The organism is Pleurocapsa sp. FMAR1 (assembly GCF_963665995.1).
GTDB lineage: Bacteria > Cyanobacteriota > Cyanobacteriia > Cyanobacteriales > Xenococcaceae > Waterburya.
In genome coordinates this window covers 3,364,969-3,388,828 of the sequence record NZ_OY762512.1, presented here as the reverse complement: position 1 = coordinate 3,388,828, position 23,860 = coordinate 3,364,969, and the positions used below count along the sequence as shown (strand labels likewise).

At 38.8% G+C, this 23,860-nt stretch carries 21 protein-coding genes; 10 read left to right on the top strand and 11 right to left on the bottom strand.

Features of this window, described 5'->3' with window-relative positions; all coding sequences use genetic code 11:
* Positions 1–153: 153 nt before the first annotated feature.
* Positions 154–1,413 (top strand): GNAT family N-acetyltransferase, encoded by a 1,260-nt coding sequence (locus tag SLP02_RS16485; RefSeq protein ID WP_319421805.1) that lies wholly within the window; start codon positions 154–156, stop codon positions 1,411–1,413.
* 146 nt (positions 1,414–1,559) lie between these two features.
* Here SLP02_RS16485 and SLP02_RS16480 read toward each other — a convergent pair whose 3' ends face one another.
* From SLP02_RS16480 to SLP02_RS16460, 5 genes are all read right to left on the bottom strand, one after another.
* Positions 1,560–2,267: a GDSL-type esterase/lipase family protein gene (locus SLP02_RS16480; RefSeq protein ID WP_319421803.1), complete on the bottom strand. Its 708-nt coding sequence runs from the start codon at positions 2,265–2,267 to the stop codon at positions 1,560–1,562.
* A gap of 149 nt (positions 2,268–2,416) precedes the next feature.
* Positions 2,417–3,448 carry a YheT family hydrolase gene (locus SLP02_RS16475; protein ID WP_319421802.1) on the bottom strand — a complete coding sequence of 344 codons (1,032 nt, stop codon included), beginning with the start codon at positions 3,446–3,448 and terminating at the stop codon, positions 2,417–2,419.
* Positions 3,449–3,947: 499 nt separating this feature from the next.
* Complete coding sequence (locus SLP02_RS16470) at positions 3,948–4,550, bottom strand: CPBP family intramembrane glutamic endopeptidase (protein ID WP_319421801.1); 603 nt, start codon at positions 4,548–4,550, stop codon at positions 3,948–3,950.
* Between the two features lie 6 nt (positions 4,551–4,556).
* Positions 4,557–5,606 carry a DUF3326 domain-containing protein gene (locus tag SLP02_RS16465; protein WP_319421800.1) on the bottom strand — a complete coding sequence of 350 codons (1,050 nt, stop codon included), beginning with the start codon at positions 5,604–5,606 and terminating at the stop codon, positions 4,557–4,559.
* Positions 5,607–5,634: 28 nt separating this feature from the next.
* The gene (locus tag SLP02_RS16460; RefSeq protein WP_319421798.1) at positions 5,635–5,808 is read right to left on the bottom strand and encodes a hypothetical protein; all 174 of its coding nucleotides are present in this window, start codon (positions 5,806–5,808) and stop codon (positions 5,635–5,637) included.
* 275 nt (positions 5,809–6,083) lie between these two features.
* Here SLP02_RS16460 and SLP02_RS16455 point away from each other — a divergent pair, with 275 nt between their 5' ends.
* The 3 genes from SLP02_RS16455 to SLP02_RS16445 all read left to right on the top strand — a co-directional run bounded on the left by SLP02_RS16455 (position 6,084) and on the right by SLP02_RS16445 (position 8,853).
* Positions 6,084–7,916, top strand: a complete 1,833-nt coding sequence (locus SLP02_RS16455) for a M48 family metallopeptidase (protein WP_319421796.1) — start codon at positions 6,084–6,086, stop codon at positions 7,914–7,916.
* Positions 7,917–8,024: 108 nt separating this feature from the next.
* Positions 8,025–8,639, top strand: coding sequence for a 7-carboxy-7-deazaguanine synthase QueE (locus SLP02_RS16450; RefSeq protein WP_413467391.1), 615 nt, complete (start codon positions 8,025–8,027; stop codon positions 8,637–8,639).
* The gene (locus tag SLP02_RS16445; protein ID WP_319423695.1) at positions 8,629–8,853 is read left to right on the top strand and encodes a mechanosensitive ion channel domain-containing protein; all 225 of its coding nucleotides are present in this window, start codon (positions 8,629–8,631) and stop codon (positions 8,851–8,853) included. The genes SLP02_RS16450 and SLP02_RS16445 overlap by 11 nt, the downstream gene beginning before the upstream one ends.
* Here SLP02_RS16445 and SLP02_RS16440 read toward each other — a convergent pair.
* The gene (locus SLP02_RS16440; protein WP_319421792.1) at positions 8,821–9,297 is read right to left on the bottom strand and encodes an NACHT C-terminal helical domain 2-containing protein; all 477 of its coding nucleotides are present in this window, start codon (positions 9,295–9,297) and stop codon (positions 8,821–8,823) included. The two genes, SLP02_RS16445 and SLP02_RS16440, sit on opposite strands and share 33 nt — an antisense overlap.
* A 534-nt stretch (positions 9,298–9,831) precedes the next feature.
* Positions 9,832–12,129, bottom strand: a complete 2,298-nt coding sequence (locus SLP02_RS16435) for an NACHT domain-containing protein (protein WP_319421791.1) — start codon at positions 12,127–12,129, stop codon at positions 9,832–9,834.
* Positions 12,130–13,029: 900 nt separating this feature from the next.
* Here SLP02_RS16435 and SLP02_RS16430 point away from each other — a divergent pair.
* Complete coding sequence (locus tag SLP02_RS16430; protein WP_319421789.1) at positions 13,030–13,878, top strand: MOSC domain-containing protein; 849 nt, start codon at positions 13,030–13,032, stop codon at positions 13,876–13,878.
* 21 nt (positions 13,879–13,899) lie between these two features.
* Here the strand turns inward: SLP02_RS16430 and rpsF are convergent, their stop codons facing one another.
* A complete protein-coding gene (gene rpsF, locus SLP02_RS16425; protein WP_319421787.1) occupies positions 13,900–14,250 on the bottom strand; it encodes a 30S ribosomal protein S6 in 351 nt (116 codons plus the stop codon).
* A 287-nt stretch (positions 14,251–14,537) separates the two neighbouring features.
* On the opposite strand from rpsF, the gene SLP02_RS16420 reads away from it, so the two are divergent.
* Positions 14,538–15,317, top strand: a complete 780-nt coding sequence (locus SLP02_RS16420) for a fumarylacetoacetate hydrolase family protein (protein WP_319421785.1) — start codon at positions 14,538–14,540, stop codon at positions 15,315–15,317.
* 33 nt (positions 15,318–15,350) lie between these two features.
* Here SLP02_RS16420 and SLP02_RS16415 read toward each other — a convergent pair whose 3' ends face one another.
* A complete protein-coding gene (locus SLP02_RS16415) occupies positions 15,351–15,824 on the bottom strand; it encodes a Tic20 family protein (RefSeq protein ID WP_319421784.1) in 474 nt (157 codons plus the stop codon).
* 339 nt (positions 15,825–16,163) lie between these two features.
* Here SLP02_RS16415 and pdhA point away from each other — a divergent pair, with 339 nt between their 5' ends.
* Complete coding sequence (gene pdhA / locus SLP02_RS16410; protein WP_319421783.1) at positions 16,164–17,195, top strand: pyruvate dehydrogenase (acetyl-transferring) E1 component subunit alpha; 1,032 nt, start codon at positions 16,164–16,166, stop codon at positions 17,193–17,195.
* Positions 17,196–17,205: 10 nt separating this feature from the next.
* On the opposite strand, the gene hisS is transcribed toward pdhA, so the two are convergent.
* Together hisS and SLP02_RS16400 are read right to left on the bottom strand one after the other, a co-directional pair.
* Positions 17,206–18,528: a histidine--tRNA ligase gene (gene hisS / locus SLP02_RS16405; RefSeq protein ID WP_319421781.1), complete on the bottom strand. Its 1,323-nt coding sequence runs from the start codon at positions 18,526–18,528 to the stop codon at positions 17,206–17,208.
* Positions 18,529–18,856: 328 nt separating this feature from the next.
* The gene (locus SLP02_RS16400) at positions 18,857–19,135 is read right to left on the bottom strand and encodes a TIGR02450 family Trp-rich protein (RefSeq protein ID WP_319421780.1); all 279 of its coding nucleotides are present in this window, start codon (positions 19,133–19,135) and stop codon (positions 18,857–18,859) included.
* A 69-nt stretch (positions 19,136–19,204) separates the two neighbouring features.
* Between SLP02_RS16400 and SLP02_RS16395 the strand changes: the two genes are divergently transcribed.
* The 3 genes from SLP02_RS16395 (at position 19,205) to SLP02_RS16385 (ending at position 23,845) form a co-directional block, all read left to right on the top strand.
* Positions 19,205–20,794 (top strand): polysaccharide biosynthesis/export family protein, encoded by a 1,590-nt coding sequence (locus SLP02_RS16395; protein WP_319421779.1) that lies wholly within the window; start codon positions 19,205–19,207, stop codon positions 20,792–20,794.
* 108 nt (positions 20,795–20,902) lie between these two features.
* Positions 20,903–23,272: a GumC family protein gene (locus SLP02_RS16390; protein ID WP_319421777.1), complete on the top strand. Its 2,370-nt coding sequence runs from the start codon at positions 20,903–20,905 to the stop codon at positions 23,270–23,272.
* 51 nt (positions 23,273–23,323) lie between these two features.
* On the top strand, positions 23,324–23,845 hold the full coding sequence (locus SLP02_RS16385; protein ID WP_319421776.1) for a cofactor assembly of complex C subunit B: 522 nt from the start codon (positions 23,324–23,326) through the stop codon (positions 23,843–23,845).
* The last annotated feature ends 15 nt before the right edge of the window (positions 23,846–23,860 follow it).

Below are 23,860 nucleotides of genomic sequence, written 5' to 3'. Positions count from 1 at the left end.
CAATTGATTAAGTAAAGCGACATAATTAAACTGAAAATAGAATTCTCCTAGTCCCCCAGTCCCCTATAGTCCCCTAGTTCCCTAGTCAATCTATACCAAGGTTTATTGTTTCCTGCCTACTTAATGCCCACCAAGTAATTAGTAATCATCATAATGACCGCAGAATTAAAGGCGATTGCAATTAAGCAAAATTGGTTGGAAATATACGAGTTAGCTGATACTTATAAAACACAACAGCAGTGGCAAGCAGCAAGCATAGCTTTTCAACGAGCAATTGAACTTGACCCTAGTTTTTTCTGGTCTTATCATCATTTAGGAGATGCCTTAAGTAAGCTTCAGCAGTGGGAAAAAGCGGTTGAGGCTTATAATCGTGCAGTAGAACTTGATTCTAGTTTCTTTTGGTCTTGGCATAATTTAGGAGATGCCTTCAGTGAGCTTCAGCAATGGCAAGAGGCGGTTGAGGCTTATAGCCATGCAGTAGAACTTGACCCTAGTTTCTTTTGGTCTTGGTATAATTTGGCAGATGTATTGAGCAAGTTAGAACAATGGGATAAAGCGATCGCTAATTATCTTCAGGCTATTCAACTCGATCCACAACATCAGCTTGTTTATCAAAAATTAGGCACAGCATTTAAACAAAGAGATAGTTTAGAGCAATCAATTCAAGATTATCGTTACCTAATAAAGTCTTGCGGACATAATTCGGTTTTTAATGCTTTCAAGACAAAGCCCCAAGAATTGCTTAATCTGGCAAATGCTTTAGCCACCGAACATCAAACTGTTGGCGCAATTATTGCTTACTATATGATTTTGGAAATTCAGCCAAATCAGACTGAGGTTTTACAGCAGCTTGCTCAATTGCTTCTACGGCAAAACCAATTAGAACAAAAAATTGCCTCTAATCAAAGCAACCTAGAAAGCGAATTAGTTACAAGATACACAACTCCTGCCACTCATAAACCTGAAAATAATTCGATTGCGGGTCGAGTTATCTTTCAAGCTAATTGCCTAATTCAGCCAAATCAGCTAGAAGACTTATGCGTTGCTGTAGGCTGGTCACGCCGTCCTTTAGACAAGGTAGAACAAGCGATCGCCAACAGCTTTTGTTATGTCTGCGCTTGGCATCTTGTTGATGACAGACGACAATTAATTGGATTTGCTAGAGCCGTTTCTGATGAAGTGTTTCAGGCAACATTGCTAGATATAGTAACTCATCCCAACTTTCAAGGACAAGGCATAGGCAAAAAGACTGTTCAAAGCTTAATTAAGCTGCTGCATCAAAGGAAAATTAAAGACATTACTTTATTTGCCAGTCCTCACATTGTCGATTTTTATCATCAATTAGGATTTGTTGCTCAACCTGCTAATTTACAGTGGATGTTATGGAATCCTCAGCTTGCAAAAGATAAATAGACCTCTGGCACGAATCAGAAATATTGATTGAGAATGAGGTCAGAGGTCAGAGGTCAGAGGTCAGAGGTTAGAGGTCAGAGGTCAAGAATTTAAAACTAGTATAAAACCTTTTCTTAAGTGTATCTATAAGTTTTTAGATTATGAAACTATTCAATTGAACCCCATGCCATGATGTCTGCAAACAAGTTTTGATAACCATTTACATTAGGATGTAAACCATCATCTCCAAGCTGAGTGTTGATCCAGTTTGTCTTCCTTGATAGCCAAATATCAAAGATATCTAGATAGGGAATATTTCGCTGTTGACAAGCCTGTAGAGTTGCTTCTTTATAACGATATTGCTCGAAGTGATTGTAGTATAAACAATCCATGAAGGGCATTTTTGCCTCATCAACTGGAGTCATACCAATAAACAATACAGGGCAAAGATTTTGAGAAACATCAAGCAAATAGGCAATCTGTCGCTTAAAATCTGCAAAATTAGTGTAAAGCTTTCCGTTTGGCTTGCCCAGACGAGCAGAATCGTTGAGACCAACTGAAAGCACAATTAAATCTGGAACACAATTACGCAATTCTCCACGACAGTTAAATTCTTGTTCTAAACGCTGGGCAACTTGCTGTGTGCGATCGCCTCTTACTCCTAAATTATATAATACGTGACCTTCTCCCTGGGGAGACATCCACTGGCGACGCAGCCTTTCTACCCAGCCACCTCCCACATAATCTCCATAGCCATAAATCAGACTATCTCCCAAAGCAATAACTTTTAGTGGCTGCTTTGTCTGTAATTTTTGCTGTAAAACTCTATTGTTACTGGAGGTAAAAGTAGAGTTAGGAGAAAGAATAGTCTGCATAAAAAATAATATAAAAGTATTTGAGCGAGAAGCATTTATATTTAGAAACAATAATACACAATTAAGTGATCATTTAAGAGATTATTATCAATAATAAAGTATAGCCGATCCCCAAAAACCCTTTAGTGATCTTGGTTTATGACTCATGTCTAATGACTTCTCCACCAGTCTAAAATCCGATTCCATGCCCACCAACAATCGCGATCGCCATTGGCTTGTTGACAGGTTAAACTACTGATATAGCCTACGTGTCCTCCAAATTTGGTGAGCCATAAATCTAATGCTTGATTATGCTGACAAACCTCTTTTAGATCGTCAATAACTTCAGGCGCAAACATTGGATCATCTGCTGCATAAAGAATCAAGGTTGGCTTATTGATTTTAGGCAAAATTCGCAACGGACTACTAGCACTAAAGTATTCTTCTACTGAAGCAAACCCCAAGCGAGGAATTACTAATTCATGGTCAAATCCCCAGATAGTATTGGCTCGTTCAATTGCTGCCAAATCAATCTTCTCAGGATGATAAGAATGAAGCTTAAGAGCCAGCTTTTTTAGTTCCTTGGAGATCGCCTTTTCAATATATTTACCAGTTGGATGCTTCATTAGGTAAGGTAAGGAGCGATTAGAATCTAAATTCGGGCAAATAACTGCTCCTCCTGCCACATCAGAAGCACTTAAGCCGTTTACCTCTATAAATTGAGAATAATAAATTCCCCACAAAGCCAACTGTCCTCCCAAAGAATAGCCCGTAAACCAAAATGGCGCAGGACAACCCATTGCTTTACTCTCGGCAGCAACACTTACAAAGTCTTTTCCTTCATTAATGCCATCCGAAGTAAGTGCAGGAGATAACTTAGCTGATTCTCCATGAGCGCGCCAATCAAACAAAACTACAGCATAATTTTGAGCATAGGCTTTTCTGCCTATTATCTGTAGAAACCACTGATTATCTAAAGTTCCAGTTATGCCATAAGTCCCAACAATTGTTCCTTGTGGATTATTAGGAATTGCTACCCAGGCAAAAAGAGGGACTTCTCCCCTAGTAAATTGCACTTTTTGGTACTCAGGCTGAGATTCTGCTAAAGTTTGAGACCAGATTTTACTAGAGTGCAGGGCAGTATACAAGGTCATTGACAGCCCGTTGTTGAGTAACCAAGGTGGAGAAAATAAACTGTTCATTTATAATTTGCGATCAAGATGCTTTTAAAAGCTAACAGTTAAAAGCAAAGATGGTGTTTTATTTATTAGTAACTGATGTTACGCACTAATTAATCTGTGAAAAGTAGGTAGTGGGTAGTGGGTAGTGGGTAGTGGGTAGTAAATTTTACTTTTCTGCTGACCTGCGCTTGATGAAAGTATTGATTTTTGGCTATTCTGCGTAACGTTAGTTAGTAAACACTTTTCTAAAGCTAATAGCTAATAGCGTCGAGAAAGAACTTGTCCGCATCTAAGGCTTTAGCCGCATCTGCCCGCGTCGCCGCTACTGCGCAAACAAAGGACTTGTCCGCATGTAATGCTCGACAAGACAGCATAAAGCTTATAGCTTAAAACCGATTGACGGCGAGAGATGCTTTCGGTTAGAAAGCATCTCTAATCGCTGTGTTGACAAACAGCACACTCTCTTAACTTGTCACGAAGGCATAGCAAATGACAATTCATGCAACCAAGCCTACCTAACTTAATTATCAGAGTCAATCGGCTCTTTTTGCCAATGGTTAGCTTTCCACAATGAGCTAGAAATTAAATTGGTAATGATATGAGCAACTACAGGTACAGCTAAATTTCCTGTAACTAAGGCGCAGTAACCCAATGCAAAACCGATGATCGTTGCCCAGACTACATAAGGCCATTGTCCTGAGCCACTTAAATGCAAGACTCCAAAGAGAATACTAGAGATAGCTACCGCAGCCACATTTAAACCTAAAGCTGGTAACATCACTCCCCGAAATAATAGTTCTTCGCTCAGTCCAGGCAACAGTCCTAGCCAAATTAAATCAGTCCACACTAGGGGCTTAATTACTAATTCTAAGTAGATATCAGCACTGCGACGATAGCCTGGCCACAAACGGTAAATTAGACCACTGGTAAGAATAATGCTAATTGCCAGCCCTAAACTCCACAATAGAGCTTGAGTATCAAACTGGATCGAAAGCATTTGAACTGATCCCAACTTTTGCCAAATCTTAGCGACTGCTAACAAAATAATGGCAGTAATACCCATGAAAACTAAGATCTGGGTACGGCTAAGGGGTTCGAGTTCGGGATTATTAGGATTTGCCACTGGTTTTTATACTATACAACGAAGAGAAGATAAATTAGGATCTAAAACTCGATAATCTACCCCCGCCCGACGAGTCACTAAAACACCCAAAGCTTCTAGATAAGAATTAACTTTAGTTACTTTAATGCCCAAAGGTTCTGGAGGTACTTGAATGTGAGTTGAATTGTTGGTTACAGCTATAATTTCGGTTTGAGTATTGCTAAAGCTGAGAATTCCACTACCACCACAGGCACTATAGGGAACGATCGCTACATCTACTGATTCTGCCCAAATACTATCAGTAGTTAAGGATTTAGCTTCGGTAATAAATTGGGGGGCGCGACTCAAGCCCACCAAAACACAGGGAAGAAAAGTATAGCCTAATTCCTCGGCGGCAGCACGAGGATGTACACCAGCATCAACAGCTAAAGGCTGGAGGGCGGGTGCATGGGCAGCAGGTATTTGAAAATGACGCACAATCAAGTGGGAAATAACTGCTTCTGCCCCTGCTAGATGATCTACTCCTTCTCCGTGACGATAATTTTGTAGTTCTGTACTTTGATCATCGGGAAAACGAGCAACGACGGCGATCGCTTCTGCACCTCCTTGCTTTATTAGCTTTTCTGCTCCCCTTAGCAAACTGCCAGGGTTACCAATTGTTCCCCAACTAGCCCCAGAATCGGCAGTACGCAACTCAACTTCTAAAGGAGCATCGGTAATCACATAATCAGTTAAACTTAGCCCTAAAGTAGCTCTAGTAGCATCAGCAGCCTGAATATGTCGTAGACGCAATTCAGGTTCAATACCTCGATCTAATAATAACCCGACTTTATTTTGTCTGACAGGACGTAATCCCCATTGATTAGCAGCAAAACGATCTAAACCGTAACCTTCGACGTAATAAGTATTGTCTAAAGACCAATAAAGCTGCGCGCCATTGAGAACATTGGGATGGGTAATCAGGCGATCGCTCAAACTTGCGATCGCCTTAGCTACAGGTAGAGCATCTCCCGCATAACCACCGATAGCTGCACCCACTCCTGTGGGAACAATAAGAACAACTGTAAACGGGGACATAAATTTTTAATCTAGTCTAAAAAAAAACTTACTCTTTAGTAACGATAGCTTCTACTGTCGCTGTTTGTTTCTCTTTATTTACCTGAGTCACAGCCCAACGTAAAGGCTTACCCTCTTTTTCTAGCTGGGATTCAATTTCTTTGTGAAGTTGCAGGGGAGTTTCTTGAAGGTTGATTTCGGCGGTAATAAAATGTGTAGTCATGATTTTTACTTTAATTATTAGTTAACATTTTCCAATCTAAAAGGTGCAAATTCTAAAACAAAAGGTAATAGTTAATATTTTTTGATTATTTATTACTTTTTTTGTATTTTTGGCAACATTTTTCAATATTTAGCAGTCAAATTATTAAATTTATCTAATTCCAGTTTTAAACAATAATCAATTTTTATTAATCGGCATTGTTTAACTTTGACGATCACAAACTTGTTGGCATTTATGTCCAAAGATAAAAACATTTTAAACTACGAGGCATTTTAATGAAATTTCTAAACTTTTACTTAATAATTTTAAATATTTTAATTTTTCCGACGATTACTTTGGCAGACTCTGCCACAGACAGCAAGATCGATCAGACAAATACAATTAACCTAGTAAAATCAGAGTCAAATGATCCTAAGACTGCTGCCAATGATACGTCAACAGAAGATTTAAAAGAGCAAGAATCAGAGCCTGAACCTCAGCAACAAACATCAACCGAAGATGCTGAAATAGACAATACCGAAGCAAATACTTCAACAGAAAAGTCAGAGCCAGAAACTACTGATGAAGATAGACCGACAGAAGACGAGTCAGAAGCCAAGGATAAAGTCAAAAAACCAACTCCAGAAGAAATTGCGCGCTTAAAAAAATTAGCTAAAGCAGATAAGCTATATCTGGCAGGAAATAAAGCTGCTGCTGTCAAACTATATCGCGAGGCTAAAGAAGTCTGGCCAATTGAGAAGGAAAGAGCCACAGAAAATAAACAAGTGGCAACTTTTGACGATCCTGAGCAATTAAGCCCCGCAGGTCAAGTATTTTGGCGCAACTATCAACAAGGAAAAGAACAAGGGCTAGAAACTAAAGTTATTAGTTCACTAAAGCTGTTAACTACCAGAGAGCCTCAATTTATTTCTGGTCATATTCGCTATGCAGAGGTACTAAAACAATACGAACGAGAAGAAGAATCTCTGCAAGTTTTAAATCGGGCGGTTAATCTTTATCCTAATGAACCAAAGTTGCTCAAAGCCAAAATGAATGAGGATATTGCTGAAGATAAATGGCTTGATGCCTCAATTACGGCGCGTCAGTTTGCCTTATTTAATCCTAATTTACCCGAAGCAGAAGAATTTGGTCAATTAGCCGATCAATATTTAGCTAAGTATCAAAGCAATTTACGCTCTTCAATTACTTGGAATGCTATCGGCAATGCGATCGCTGGTACAGTTGGTTTTGCTCTAACGGGTAATTTATTTGGTCCTCTTTCTGCCTTACAAACTAGCTCTTTGTTGCTAAAAGGAGAGTCGGCGGTAGGAGAAAGTTCCGTTAAACAAATTAAAAAACAGCTACCTCTGCTCGAAGATAAACAAGCGACTCAATATGTAAATGAAATTGGTCAAAAAGTTGCTGCTGCATCTGGAAGAGATGAATTTACCTATGGATTTTATTTGGTTATGGATAATCAACTTAATGCCTTTGCTTTACCTGGAGGAAAAGTATTTGTTAATGCAGGAGCAATTATGAACACTGATTCTGAGGCTGAATTAGCTGGCTTGTTGGCACACGAAATTTCTCATGCTGCTTTATCTCATGGCTTCCAATTAGCTGCCAAAGGGAATTTGACCGCCAATATTATCAGCTACGTCCCCTATGTGGGCAATACTGCCACTAGCTTAATCGTCCTTAACTACAGCCGAGGGATGGAAAAACAAGCAGATCTCTTTGGCACCAGAACCTTAGTCAACGCTGGCTATGCAGCAGATGGAGTCAGGAATTTGATGGCAAAACTCGATAAAGTTAATCACGATGAAGAAAATTCAGAGCCTCCTGCTTGGCTATCAACCCATCCCAACAGCAAACAAAGGATTGAGTATATGGAAGAATTGATTGTGGATAACAATCTTAATCGTTACGCTTACGAAGGAGTAGCTCGACACCAAAAAATTAAAAAGCTCGTAACTGTTGAGTGGCAAGAGTACGAAAAATGTGCCAAGGATATCAACACTATTAAAGAAGCTAAGAAATGTGCAGGAAATGTAGAGCCAGAAGAATCTAAAGACAAACCCCAGGCTAATGAAGAAACAGACGAAAAAAAAGTTGAAAATAGCAATTAGCGATCCAAGCGCGATCGCCAGTCCAAATCAGAATCAAACCTAGAAACTAAAAATAAAGATAAAATTAAAGAGAGCTAAACACCAAAAACTTCAATCATTTTGAATACTTTGAACATTGCTGCCAAAACCATTACCTATCCGATTGTAGAAACTTTTCATTCTGTTCAAGGGGAGGGTTATTGGACTGGAGTAAACGCTTTTTTTATTCGTCTAGGTGGTTGTGATGTTCATTGTCCTTGGTGCGATACTAAGCATTCTTGGAATTCTCAACATCATCCTCAACAGTCTACGGTTGAGTTAGCTCGTGCAGCAAAAGCGGTTAGTCCTGCCATCGTTATTATTACGGGAGGTGAACCCCTAATGCACGATTTAACTCCTCTGACTGAAGTACTCAAAAAAGCAGGATTGCAAGTTCATTTAGAGACTTCTGGCGCACATCCTTTTAGCGGTCATTTTGATTGGGTAACTTTTTCTCCCAAACAGTTTAAAGCACCTCACAGTAGTGTTTATAAGCGTGTCAACGAATTAAAAGTAGTGGTGACTAATGAATACGACTTGAAATGGGCAGAACAACAGGCAGCCTCAGTTCCCAAAACTGCCTTGTATTATTTACAGCCAGAGTGGAATTCTTCTTTGAGTAAAGACTTAATCTTCCAATACGTGCTTCAGCATCCGCAATGGCGCATTAGTTTGCAAACTCATAAACTATTAGATATTCAATAACAAAACAAATTTAAACGAACCTTTTGTAATTAACGATCGGATTGTTTCCAAGAAGTTTGAAGGTACGCTAGAAAACATTCAAATTCGCGCTACTACGATTAGAACCTATGAAGGCACAAAAATTGTAATTCCTAATGCAGAGTTATTTACAAATAATTACCGATTGCTGATTTGGTTCATACTATCTTTCTATTGGTTGCTTATCGGAAAATAACAAAGCAGTTTCAATTTTTTGGCGTAGCTCAATTGTTATTCCATAGTGGTGATCGAGACAGTCGATTAAGAATTTGTTAACGTTGTAATATTGTTCGAGAATTTTGCGCTCGCTAGTAAAATTCCAGCAAGACTGCATTTTTCGATAGAGTGAAACTGCCGTTTTCAACTCTTCAATCCAGACCAGATACTCGACCTGGCACCAGCGTAATTTATGTGTCGATCGATCTCTTAAATTAGGTATTTGGTCTTTGAATAGTTGTAGAGGTTGCTTTGACCCAACATCAAGGACAGTATCTATGGCATAGATAAGAGCATCAATACAAGCATGAGCCTGGACAAGATTACAACTATAAATAGAGCTAATGCTAAATTGCAACAACAAATTATCCAATAGGGTGTCAAAGATAAGTTCATGGGTAGAAACAAGCTGAGATTTGGGCATAATTAGAATTCAGTAATAAATTATTAATAAAGAAATAATCTTTGATTAATAATTTAATAGCCTGATTAATTGGTGTTTAATGCTATTTTTCTATATTTTTTCTATATATATTACGACAGATTTATGGCGGTCAACATTAGAAATGTATAAGATAAGTTTGTTATGTTTGAGTTCGTTATAAAATTTAAAATAATCTTTGCAGTTAGAGTCATTCAATTCGTTTAGAATTCATACATTTTTAATTTTTTGCCAAGAGGATATTTGAAAAGTCACAATAATCGCAATGCAATTCATGAACCCGAAGGGAGTGAACCTCCGTTGTAGCGACTGCATTAGTGAAGCGATCGCTCTTTCATTTTTTAATCAATAAGTAATGTCGATGATTAATTAGCGTATTATCTAATCTATAAGAGTTGCAGATTGATGTATTAATACCAATTCTTGAATATAGCCAGAGACTTGGGTTGTGTCAGGGTGTAGGGTGTAGGGAAAAGATTAGCTTTTTAGGTTTTATAAATTATTCTGCCTATCTACTTACTTATCCCACTCTTTGTTTTCCAGTTCTTTTAGTGGCAATAACAAGCTAGCTTCAATATCCTGTCGCACCGCAGCCGTTACTTCACAGTTACTGTTGAGGCAATCGAGGAGTAACTTGTTGGCATCATAGTAGCGTTGCAGAATCTGCTGCTGTACGGGGCTAAAGTGCCAATCAGACTGTATATGGCGATGTTGGGTGATCGCACTTTTTAAACGCTCATTCCAAGCTGAATGATTGACTTGATACCATGACTGAAAGACTTGGCGATCGCCATCTGGATCGGGGAGTTTGTCTCTGAGTTGCTGCAAGGATTGCTGTAAAGCAACGTCAAGCACAATAGTTAAGGCATTATCCAAAGCATCCCCACAGGCATGGGCATGAACAAAGTCAGAACTAGATTCTATGGCACATTCCAACACCAGATTGTCCAATAATGTATCGAGGAAAATACCTGGATTGAGGGTATAGGCAAGAGCAAAGTGAGGAGCTAGATAAAAAGTTTCTGTAAGATCTAGATAAAAAGCGCGAGTTGCTGCTAAGGTGGGTTGGGGTACGAGCAGAGATTTTTGATTTGTCCAGGTTAAAAACTCTTGAAGATAGGGTTCTTCAGCTACCAAGGCATCAATCTCTTGCTTCATTAGATTGACTAAAGAGTCTGCACTGCGTAACATAGCAGCCGTTAATAAAAAGATTTCGCGCCAGCGTGGTTCGGTAATGTGACTAACTAAACGCTCTAAGTCTCGCTCCAAGGACTTTAAATTATGACTAGCAACGATATTACGAGCAGTAAAGTATTCTTGAAAGGTCAAAGAGGAAAAAGAGAAAATTCCTCGCACTCGTTCGGTTAATAGCCCATGTTGCAGTTCGATCGCCTTTAGCACCACTTCGCTATCGTATACTAGTTCTTCTGGTTCGATAGGGGCATTGGGTAAATTACTAATAAAGTCGCAAATCTGCTGTTCGGCAGTTTTTTGCTCAAAAAAGTAGTCCCCCTGTTCAAAAGTCGCAGCAGCAATTTGACTCATCAGCTTCAGCTTTTGAGGCAGCAAAAATCCTCGATATACTTCATCTCGCTTGATGCCCCTAATTTTATCCCATTTACCCAAGAGCAGATCTAAGCACTGCTTATAGAATTCGGCTTTTTTACGGGGGAATTTTTCTTGGCGATGAAATACCCAGCAAGCAAGATGGAGAAACAAGGGGGTAACTACCAATCTACGAAACGAGAGGTTTTCTGGTAAGTCTAGTTGGGCGATGAACTCAACTGCTGGATCTAAATCGTTGAGATTGTTTTGCTTGCTAAATACGGCAAACCATTTCTGAGCAAAAGCGACAATTTGTGATTGGGTAAAAGGAGCAATTTCAACATCGGTAAAGCCCTTAAGATCTAATGTTTTGGCAGCGGTTCGACAGGTGACGACAAACAAATTCTGGCTATATTTTTCAGAGAAACGGCGAATTTCTTTTAAGACTGCATTATTATCTTGCTGGGAAACCTCATCCAGCCCATCGAGTAGAAGTAAAACTCTGCTATTGCGTAGTAGAATTTTGAGTTCCGAAAGCTCGACACCATCGACAATTAATTCAGAGTGGATGTAGTTTAATAAGCTAAATGAAGAGATATCTTTTGATTCGTCAGCAAAATCTCTCAAGGTAATCATGATCGGTACTAAATTGGCAGCAAAATTACCTCGATCGCATTCAACAGCTAGATGTCGCAAAAAGGTACTTTTACCACACCCAGGCTTACCCAATAATCTAAGTTTTGAATGAGTTTTGACTGCATCCATGCCTGAAATTTGTGACTGAGAAATTTGTCCTAAACCAAAGCGATAAAATTCTTCGGTAGTAGGATTTTCTAAGTTGGCGATGTCTAACCACTGTTGACTGGCAATGTCTGGCAAAATATTGACATCGACATAGATGTTTTCTAGATCCACAGGATGATTAGTATCTAATAACTTTAAAGTCCCGCACTGAACTTTAATTTTTGCATGGCGTTGCGATCGCACTCTTTTAACTAGGACATCGACATTAATAGCTGATAGTTCTCTATCAGAAAACTCCTCTGGTGGATCGACAGCAATTTCTCGCCAATCTAAGTCTAAAATTGAGCAAATTTCCCTAAAATTGTAACGTTCAATAGGACGACCAGTGAAAAACCTCCAGATTGGCTGACGAGTCTTCAAATTTACTTCTTCGGCTAGATTTTCTTGAGTCCAGCCTTTGTAGTTAAAAGCTTTTTTAGCCTGCTTGATTCCTGCTGCTGATGCCTGGAGCGATCTTTTAAACATAATCAAGAAACGACTTTTCTTCTAGCCGAGTTTTCATAAGATATTTGAATATTTGATTGCCTACCAAAGTTTTTTATTTTTATTGTTTTTGATCTTTCTTACTATTCTTTGATCGTAGTATTTTTCAGAGAAATAATTTATCTAAATTAAATCAATAGCTTACTTTAACTGCCTAAAATAAATGTATTAATTGCTATAACCTTACAAGACAGGTAGTACAGCCAAATTTGTATAAGTTAAGAATTTTTAAGTTGCTGAAAAACTTTTACTATGTCTGGTATAGGTCAGACAAAGCCAGATAAACCATGTAACATTAAATAATTTATCAACTTTTATAGCTAGCAGTTTATTAAGTAGGCGAGCGTAAATAACTGCCAAACTAAAAAAACTAAAGTTAGGATGTATTAATTATCCTGACTTATTACTTATTACTTACTAAATGGAGAGAGTAATAGGCTACTACTGTGTCGTTGCTGCAAACAACATAGGTTCTACTGGCATCTCCCACATCATTTTTAAGAGCGCGTCTTAAGCCAATCGTTGAGAAAGATTTCACCACAGTCAAAGTTGAATTTGATTTTGTCTAACTACTTAATAACTTTATTTATATTTACAAAGCAAATATAAATAAAGCGATCGCCTTGGAAACCAAAAGTATTAAAAAGAACGCCTTTTTTGATTGAGACTTTAGACTGTCTTGGCAAAATAAATATAACAACTATTATGGGTGTAAAAGTGGACGAATTGGAAATTTTGCCTTACAAAACATAGAAGAGCAACCATCAAATCAAATAAATATCTTCTTGAACTTTGCTTTTAAGTAATTCTATGGAAATGCTGGGATAAAGACAATCTCCTTCATAGATTATTCTTCCTATTTTTGCCAGTTTATCAAAGCTTATGATTGTCTCGCAATTGTGTATTTATCCCCTTAAATCTTGTCAAGGAATTGAGTTACAGCAAACGCAGGTTAAAATTAAAGGATTTTTGTTAGACAGAGAAATGATGCTCGTTTCTGGTAGTGGCAAATTTATCACTCAAAGGCAATTTCCTCAATTGGCTAAAGTGATAGTTAAACTGGACGAGAATCAGATTACTTTGAGGCTGTCAGACGAAACTTTGCCTCCTTTGGTTTTTACTCCCACCCTGACAGGATCAGCTATAGAAGTAGAAATTTGGCGCGATCGCATTTTAGCAATCGATCAGGGAAATGAGGTAGCTCAATGGTTTCATCAATTATTAAATTTAGAGCTTGGCAAAGTCTGCCGTCTGGTTAGGCAGTCTAGTCAACATACTCGCCTACTAGATAAAAAATATTCCAGCGATCTCGACAACCCTATCAGCTTTACTGATAACTATCCGCTCATGCTTACGGCAACAGCTTCTTTAGTGGAGTTAAACCAAAGAATCATGGAAATTCATCAGCAACAAAAAGAGGCTATTCCCATGGATCGTTTTCGCCCAAACATAGTCATAGAGACTATGGAGCCTTTTATTGAAGATACTTGGAGCGTAATTCAAATTGGCGAGATTAAATTTACAGTCGCCAAACCCTGTAGTCGCTGTATTATGACTACCATCGATCAAACAAGTGGAGACAAAAATAAATTAAAAGAACCCCTTAATACACTGGGAACTTTTAGACAGTTAAGTGAACAAGGGGTAATGTTTGGTGTTAATATGATTCCCCAAAATGAGGGAATTATCCAGGTAGGCGATCGCCTGCGGGTTCTAGAAACTAGAAACTAAAATCTCAGTTTTCTAGATTATCTATGATTGGGGTGCTTCGGAGACAGGTTCGGCTAGGGCATTTTGGGCAGCAATAATAGCACGTTTTTTGGGTTTGAGGGTGAGATAACGAATAGTGTCTTCACTCAAGCGCATCATCCTTTCTAATGGTGCTATTTGGCTTCCATCAGCTTGATAATTCATCTGTACATAAATACCGTCCAAATACTTACCTACAGCATAGGCGAGCCTTCTTTTGCCCTTGATTTGAACCTCTAAGTTTTCTGCACCGTTTTCATTGAGAAAAGTCTGATATTTACTCACTGCTTCTCCTACCTGATCTTCTGACAAATCAGGACGGAGGATGTACATCATTTCGTAAGTGTTGCTCATTTTAATTGTTCTCCTTATGGACAGTATGGCTTTTGGCAATTAGCTTCAGTCGAAAGCGGTATTCACTTTCTAGCAATCACAAAAGCAAGGAATTACAATCTTACTATTACTTGATGATTAATTACCAGTTCTTTGATTTTCCATCGACAAATTAATTTAAAATTGAGCTAGCTCAAAACAACACTATTTTTGAGTCAAAGATTACTCCGCCTTAAACGAGCGCAGATTATCTGCGCTCGTTGGTGAATTTTATCTTTAGTATGATTAATTTTTAACTTGGTTTTGTTATGGCACAACGCTATGTTCGCATTAAAACTAATCGTGACCAGATTTACTATGGTCTGCTACAGCCCAATCGAAGTGTATCTATATATGATGCTCCTCCTTGGCTGGGAGGGCAAGCAACGGAGCTTGAGCAAGATTTAGATACCTACGAATTACTTGCTCCTTGTGTACCTTCAAAAATTGTGGCAGTCGGCAAAAACTATCTTAAACACGCAGCCGAAATGGGTACACCAGTACCAAAAGAACCATTGTTGTTTCTCAAGCCCTCAACAACTGTAATTGCCGATGGTCAAAATATTCATTATCCTCCCCAATCTCAACGGGTTGATTATGAAGGAGAATTGGCTGTAGTCATTGGCGATCGCTGTAGTCATGCCACCCCAGAGCAAGCAGCTAAAAGCATTTGGGGTTATACTATTGCCAACGACGTTACGGCAAGAGATCTACAGAAAAAAGACGGACAGTGGACAAGAGCCAAGGGATTTGACACTTTTTGCCCTTTAGGACCTTGGATTGTCAGAGAATTGAGCGTCGAAGCAAAAATACAGACTTTTCTTAATAATGAAGATAAACCCCAGCAATCTGCCTCTATTGCCAATATGGTATTCAACCCCGATGTACTTGTATCTTATATTTCTCAGGTGATGACTTTAACCCCAGGAGACGTTATTTTGACAGGCACACCCGAGGGAATTGGCTCAATGAATCCAGGAGATACAGTCAGAATAGAAATCGAAGGTATTGGCTGTATTTCCAATCAAGTTATAGCAATCTTGAATTAATAACCAATAAATACCAAGATTTTGAGTTTGTTTTTATCTGGAAATGAAATTATAGACAAAATGAGAGAAAGAAGGAATTTCAGGACGACGACCTAAGAGGCACTGCACCATACAGAAAAAACAAACGCCAATTGCCACCAGAGAAATTACGCTACCAACCAAACCTAATGCTGGTAAAGTCTGCAAGATAATTTGAATTAAAGATAGAGCAATACCCAGCAAAATTGATTGCATGGCATTAAAACGAATAAAAAAGGAAATATTATTATTTTGGACTACCGCTAAATACAAAGCAAAAAAGACAATTAAACTACCTAACCCTAGGGGAATCAATCCATAGACTGTAGAAATAGGAAGTAAGAGAACTTGTATCAGTTGAAATAGTGGTCGCAGAGCAGGAATAGTCAATAAAGCAGCCCCCAAAACTACGGCATCGTATAGAGCAAAAAGATAGACAGCTGCCCCAAAAAAACGGTCTAGGTAATTATTAGCAGAACCACTTCCCATAAAAATATCTCCTTAATTAAATTATCAATTGAATGCTTTGTTGTATAGCAATTTAGAATAGGATCCAACTCGTGTCTGACAATGCTTGCAAACTCTACTTACTGCTTTTTACATTGCCAGATTCTCAAGCACTATAACTTGATTTTCGTTAACTATCCTTCACCATAGCTTGTGCTGAACAATTTCCCTGCAACAAGTAATCTTGTAATCTTATTTATGTATTTTAGCTATTTTTAATCTAGATTTATTTTGAGCTATCCAACTTAGTAGTTTTCTCTTTCATCGGCTTGGGTTTTATGATTCAATATAAGTCTGCGCCTTTATTCTAAAAACTGCTCTATGTGTGCCGAAAGAACCTTACCTAAATTTGATACTGCTTCTGTCAAAATTACCCAAGAAGAAGGACTGATTCTATACGAAGATATGGTTTTGGGACGCTTATTTGAAGACAAGTGTGCTGAAATGTATTATCGAGGCAAAATGTTTGGTTTTGTCCATCTCTACAATGGTCAGGAAGCAGTTTCTTCTGGCATAGTTAAGGCTTTGCGCGCTCAGGGAGATTACGTTTGCAGTACTTATCGCGATCACGTTCATGCCTTGAGTGCAGGTGTTCCTGCCAAAGAAGTAATGGCAGAGCTTTTTGGCAAAGAAACTGGGTGTAGTAAAGGTCGAGGGGGTTCAATGCATATGTTTTCTGCTGAACATGGACTCTTGGGAGGTTACGCTTTTGTAGCCGAAGGAATTCCCGTAGCTACTGGTGCAGCTTTTCAAAGTAAATATCGCCGTGAAGCAATGGGGGACGATAGTTCAGATAGTGTTGCGGTTTGCTTTTTTGGGGATGGAGCAAGTAATAATGGTCAATTTTTTGAATGTTTGAACATGGCAGCCCTCTGGAAGCTGCCAATTATATACGTAGTCGAAAATAATAAGTGGGCAATTGGCATGGCTCACGATCGCGCTACTTCTCAAACCGAAATTTACAAAAAAGCCAGCGTGTTTAACATGGCAGGTTATGAAGTTGATGGTATGGACGTGTTGGCAGTTAACACTTTAGCTAAGGAAGCTGTTGCCCGCGCTCGTGCTGGAGAAGGACCTACCTTGATTGAAGCCTTGACCTATCGTTTTAGAGGTCATTCTCTAGCCGATCCAGATGAGATGCGAGATCCTGCGGAAAAAGAATTTTGGGGTCAACGGGATCCGATTAAAAAATTCGCGACATATATGATTGAGCAAAATTTAGCCACCGCAGACGAGCTTAAGGAAATTAACCATAAGATATCGGCAAGAGTAGATGAGGCGGTTAAATTTGCTGAAAATAGTTCCGAACCTAATCCAAGCGATTTACATCGTTATATTTTTGCGGAAGATTAATAAATAATATTTAATCTTTTAGCTTGGCGATCTTAGTTTTTAACAAGTCGGTCAAAGAGGCTTTTTGACCAAAAGTCTCTTTCGACTCTAATTCCCTGCTCATTGCTAATAAATCAGCTTGTGCGATCGCCTGTTGTTCCCCTGATGCTAACCACTTTAAGTTTACGGTTTGGTTTTCCGCCTCAGCGTCTCCTAAAACTAGGCAAGCAACTGCACCACTGCGATCGGCTCGTTTAAACTGTTTTCCCAAGCCACTGCCGCTGAGGTCTAGTTCAACACTCAAGCCAGCACTACGTAATTTCTGCGCCAGAATCAGACTTTGAGCTTCGGCAACTTCTCCACGAGAAACAATATATAAATCGGGATTGTTCACAGGGTTAGACCGCAGTTTTTGCAGCAATAACACCAGCCTTTCCATGCCGATCGCCCAACCTACAGCCTGCGTCTGCGGTCCGCCTAATTCGCCAACCAAACCATCATAACGTCCACCTCCACAGACAGTTGCCTGTGCGCCCAAATCATCAGACTTGATTTCAAAAGCCGTGTGGGTATAGTAGTCTAGACCCCTAACTAAGCAGTGATTTATTTGGTATTTAATATTTAAATCAGTCAATAATTGCAGCACAGTATCAAAATGTTTTTTTGATTCAGTACTAAGATGTTCGATAATTTTAGGTGCGTTTTGAGCAATTTTTTGGGTTTGAGGATCTTTGCTATCTAATATTCTAAGAGGATTGCCAGTTAAACGAGCTTGAGAATCTCGATCCAAATCATCCTTGTAAGGTTCAAAATAACTAACTAATGCCTCTCGATAGTTAGCGCGATCGCTATTATCACCAACCGAGTTTATATCTAATTCTAAATTTTTTAAACCCAAAGTTTGCAAAATATCAGTCGCTAAGGCAATTACCTCCACATCTGCACGGGGAGCATCACTACCCAGTAACTCTAAACCAACCTGATGAAACTGACGCTGACGACCAGCCTGAGGACGTTCATAACGAAACATTGGTCCAGTATACCAAAGACGCTGGACTCCTCCTTGAGCATGAAGCTTATTGCTGATATAAGCTCGTACTACTCCTGCTGTACCTTCTGGACGCAGTGTTAAAGAGCGATCGCCCCTATCTTTAAAGGTATACATTTCTTTACCTACCACGTCGGTGGCTTCGCCGATACCACGCTCAAATAAGTCTGTTTGCTCAAAGATTGGCGCTCGAATCTCCTGGTATACCGCTCGACCTAGTATTTCTTTGACCGTGGCTTCAATTAACTGCCAGTAACCGACTTCCTCTGGCAGAATATCTCTTGTTCCTCTGAGTGCTTGAATCATTTATTAGTTATTAACTAAGCTGTTATCAATTATCAGTTATTATTGAACACTTATCAATTATTTAGCCAGAGCTAATCCCATCTACGTGGGACAATATAGCTGATGGCTGATAGCTGAAAACTAATTATTTTGAATGGAATTATCTAATATCAGTTTATATATATAAATAGTGCCAGTTTTAAAAACTTCATCTCTTCTTCATTTATTATCGATAGCTTTATCAAGAAATTAAGAAACAATTACCAAAGAGAATGCTATTATTTTTTCCAAGCCTTTTATTTAGATTGTTAATAAAAACTTGATTCAAACTTCAAACAAATAAACAAGATTAATAGCTAAAATAATTAATATCGTTGCTGTTCTCTAGCTGTTCAGTCTCTTGAAGAGTTTTCCATCCAGATAGCCAGAGAGAATCATCCTTGAGCTGCGAGGCATTCAACCAGAAACGAGTTTGGGAATCACAAGATGCTACCATTTCGGCAAATATCCACTTACCATGGTTTTTGCGGTTAATTACCTGAAAATGTCTCCATCCCCAAGTTTTTTGTTTAGCTGTCCACTTTGAACCAATTAAATAAGGGAACTTCTGTTTTCTTTTTTTCGACATTTTAACTTCAAGAGACAATAATGATAGTCTAGTCGCAATAATCAATCTTTTATCATTGTGATGTTATTTATGAAAACTAAATCTGTTTTGTATCAATTAATTTTAGAACGAGTTAATAAATATAGTGCAATTGCCTTAGCTTTTAGTTTGGCATTGGCAGCTGCACCAGCGATCGCTCAAGACAACACCATAAAATTGCAGGATGCAGGTTCAGGAGAATCAAAAACTCCAAACCAACAAATTAATTCTCCAAACCAACCAATTAATTACCGAGATTTACCTCCTTTAGAAGGTCAAACTGTTCCTCAGTCGATTCCTGGTAGTAATGTTACTCCTATTCCCGCAGAAAACCTTGATTTTGCCACTGACGAAACTGACTATACCCTCGGTGCTGGAGATCAAATTAAACTCGACATTTTTCAAGTAGCCGAATATAGCGGAGAATATCCTGTATTAGTTGATGGTACAATTAGTTTGCCGTTGGTAGGGCGAGTTGATGTTCGCGGATTGAGCTTAAAAGAGACCTCGGAAAAAGTTTCTAAAAAGTATTCTGCTTACCTCAAAAGACCTATTATTACTGTCGGTTTAATTGCTCCTCGTCCTCTGAAAATTGGCGTTTCTGGTGAAGTAGATAACCCTGGTTCTTATCAAGTCGCTATCACTCCCGACAGTCCTCAGTTTCCTACTGTTACTGATTTATTGGAGCAGGCTGGCGGTATAAATACTATTGCTGATGTACGCAATATTAGAGTTACACGAGACACGAATGGCAAAGAGATTGTCTACAACTCTAATCTGTGGGATTTGCTGACCAAAGGTCAAATCAAGCAAGATATTTCCTTAAGAGATGGAGATACTATTTTTGTACCTACTACTGACAAAATTAATACCGTTGAGTTAAACAAACTAGCCACCGCCAGCTATGGTCTACAAACAGATAAGCCGATCCAAGTAGGAGTAGTTGGAGAAGTCAATCGTCCTGGTTCTCACTTTATTCAGCCAGAGCAATTGGCAAGTAACAATGGTGGTAGGGCAAATGAGGGCAAACAAGAGTCCAGTCCTCCCAGACTTACTCAAGCTATAGCTGCTGCTAAGGGGATTAAGCCTTTAGCTGATGTTAGAGATATAAAAGTCAAGCGCACTGCTTGGGATGGTTCGGAAAAAGTTATTGCTGTGAATTTGTGGGAATTAATCCAATCTGGAGATACCAACCAAGATCTTATTCTCCAAGATGGAGACAAGATTGTTATTGCTAAGGCAAATAATTTAACCGAACAAGATAGGCGGACAACTGCTTCAGGTAGTTTCAATCAACCCATTACAGTTAATGTTGTTGGCGAAGTTGTTACTCCTGGACCAGTGACAGTAGAACCCAATACTCCTCTTAACCAGGCTATTTTGGCTGCTGGTGGCTTTGATGCTACGCGTGCTAACAGCGGTAAAGTACAGTTAATTAGTTTAAAGCCTGATGGCACAGTAGATAAACGCCAAATCGAGGTTGACTTAGGCTCGGAAGTCAATGAAGAGACAAACCCTGTTCTGAATGAAAATGATGTAGTTGTGGTCGGTCGCTCTGGTTCAACAAAAGCTTCTGATAGTGTAGGTAAGTTCCTCGGTCCACTTGGGGCATTTGGTGGTTTACTAAACCTCATATTCTAAGCCTCAAACACAAATAACAGCAGTCCATTGCTTTGCCGTGTATTAGTAATGGACTACTATTAGGACTGCTTATAAAAAATAATTCGTGTTGTGAGGATTGATAAAATAATGCCCGATAGAAGTTCAGATCATTCTACTTATCTCCCCTCAAAAAATGGAAACGGCAAGGGAATTAACGGTAAAAATGGAAATAATAACTACGTTTATTCCTTACCTGCTGTTAATCAATCAGAGAATAAAGCCGATGGAGATAGTATCGATCTGCGTCACCTTGCAAGCATAATTAAACATCGCTTGCGCCTTATTAGTGCCGTAATTCTTGGTGTCACTACCACTACGGCAATAGTAACATTTACTCAAGAACCAAAATACGAAGGCAGTTTTCAGCTTTTAGTTGAACCTGTTTCCGAGAAGCAAGATAGCCCTTTAGGTGATAACCCCTTATCTATCTTGCAACAAAATCTTGGTGGTTTAGATTACGATTCTCAAATAGAAGTACTACGTAGCCCTCGTGTTTTAAAACCGATCATCAAAAGCCTCGCCAGTAAATATCCCGAAATTGAATACGATGAATTAATAAAACCCAAAAAATCTCCCCTTAAAATCGCTCAGTTAGACGAAACAAAAATTTTAAAGGTCTCTTACGTCGATCCTGACCCCAAAAAAATTAAATTTGTCCTAGATACTTTAGCCGAAGCGTATCCTAAATACTCTTTAGAGGAAAAAAGAGCCAAAGTACAGCAAGGAATAGACTTCGTTGAACAGCAACTACCCGAAGTGAGAGGACGAGTCGATCGCTTGCAGGGTGAAGTACAAAAATTTCGTCAAGTTCATAATTTACTCGACCCAGAACAACAGGCAGAAATACTAGCAGGACAACAAGTTGACTTTGAGCAAAAGCTATTTGACACTCAAGCCAAAACTAAAGAAACAAAATCTTTATATACTCTGCTGCAAAAACAATTAGGTTTAGAACCGCAACAGGCATTAGCAGCTAGCTATTTAAGTGAATCTCCACGCTATCAAAACTTGCTAGACGAATTACAAAAGGTAGAAGTAGAGTTAGCTACAGAATCTACTCGCTTTTCAGCCAAAAATCCAACTGTTCAAGCTTTAGAAGAGAAAAGAGCAAATTTAACTAATCTACTTCAAGAGGAAGCTGGCGGAGTATTAGGAGACAATTTATCTAACTCCGTCGAAAATAAGCCAAATAATACTTCTCCAAGCTCTCTACGTTTGCAACTAAATCAGCAATATATTCAGGCAGCCAACGAGCTAGAAATACTAAAAATTCGTGAACAGGCTCTTAAGGGAGAATTGGCGAAAATTAACAAATATACTAAGCAAATGCCTGTGATTGCTCGTCAGTATACAGATTTAAGGCGACAGTTAAGAGTAGCAACGGAAAGCTTAACTCGTTTCTTAACTGCTCAAGAAGAATTGCAGCTACAGGGAGCGCAGCAAGCCTTGCCCTGGCAAACAATTTCTCAGCCTTCTTTGTTAAAAAAGCCTATTTCCCCTAACCCTCCTCGCAATCTTATTTTAGGTCTGTTTTCTGGCGTTCTTTTGGGTCTTAGTGCAGCATTGCTGGCTGAACGCCTTGACCCTGTTTTCCATTCGGCAGAAGAATTAAAAGAGAGCATTAATTTACCTCTGCTGGGTCAAATCCCTATTGAAAAAGATCTAAAACCTTTAGATGAACTAGAAGCAACGCCTAAAAAAGATAAATTTAGCCTACCTCAACTATACATAGGAGATACACCGTTAAACATCAATCAATTAACGCCAGCGTCAACTACAAATAGAGGTCAAAAATGGTATGGTGCTACTCATTTTCTAGAATCATTTCGCTCTCTCAATACTAATATCAAGCTTTTGGGTTCTGATACTTCAATTCGCACATTCGTGATCAGTTCATCTATTCCATCTGAAGGAAAGTCAACTGTCTCTTGTCATTTGGCTCAAGCAGCAGCAGCAATGGGACAAAAGGTACTGGTAATTGATGCTGATTTGCGTCGTCCTCAAATTCATCGTTGGATTGGTGTCAAAAATGAAGCTGGTTTGAGTAATGTTTTGGCTACTGGTCTAGATATAGAATCAGCAATTGTTAACCTTCCTCGGTGGGGGAATTTATCCGTCATTCCCGCAGGAGACATTCCGCCCGATCCTACCCGCCTACTTTCTTCTCAGAAAATGTATGCTTTAATGGATCAGCTAAAAGCAAGTAAGCAATACGATTTAATTATTTATGATACTCCACCCATATTAGAGTTTGCCGATGGTCGAATTCTCTCAAGCCATACCGATGGAGTTGTACTGATAGTAAGAATTGGTAAAACAGATCGCTTTTTGTTAAAGCAGAATCTTGACAACATTAGAATGTCTAATGTACCTGTTCTAGGGGTCATAGCTAATCAGGTAAATCGCTCTACAGGTTCTTATAACTATTACAGTCATTATTATGCTAATAGAAAATAGTCTATATTCTTTGTAGACTTAATCTTGATAATCAAACTAAATTTAATCAGCGTGAATCTGCCAATTATTTCCTCAACTTTTCTTTTAACCCTATTGATGATGATTGGGTTGTTCTTCTTTATTCGTGCTTCGGTTAAAGACCGTACCAAACAAATTCAACTTGTTCCTGATGAATCAGAGGATATTTTAATTAAAAAATTGCAGCAGTATTTTGAAACACGAGCCTATCAGATGACTGCTGTCGATCCAGAAAACAAACAGGTTACTTTTAAAGGCTTTGTGCAGCCTAGTCTATTTCTGGCTATATTGCTTACCTTTTTAGCTTTAGTTGGCTTTTCCTGCTTGGCTTTAATTTTGTTTCTCTTATTTCCTAGTGTCAGAGGCGTATTTTGGCTTTTGCTTTTACTCGCCCCCGCAGCAGGTGTTTTTTATTGGCGCAAAGCAGGACGTTGGGAACAAATACTACTTCAGGTTGTGTCTAAAACTGATAGTCCTAATTTAGTTAGTGTTATTGCCCATAGAGATGAATTGATTCAACTACAGGAAAATTTATCTGTGCAAACAGTAGATTAAATTTAGGGTCAGAAT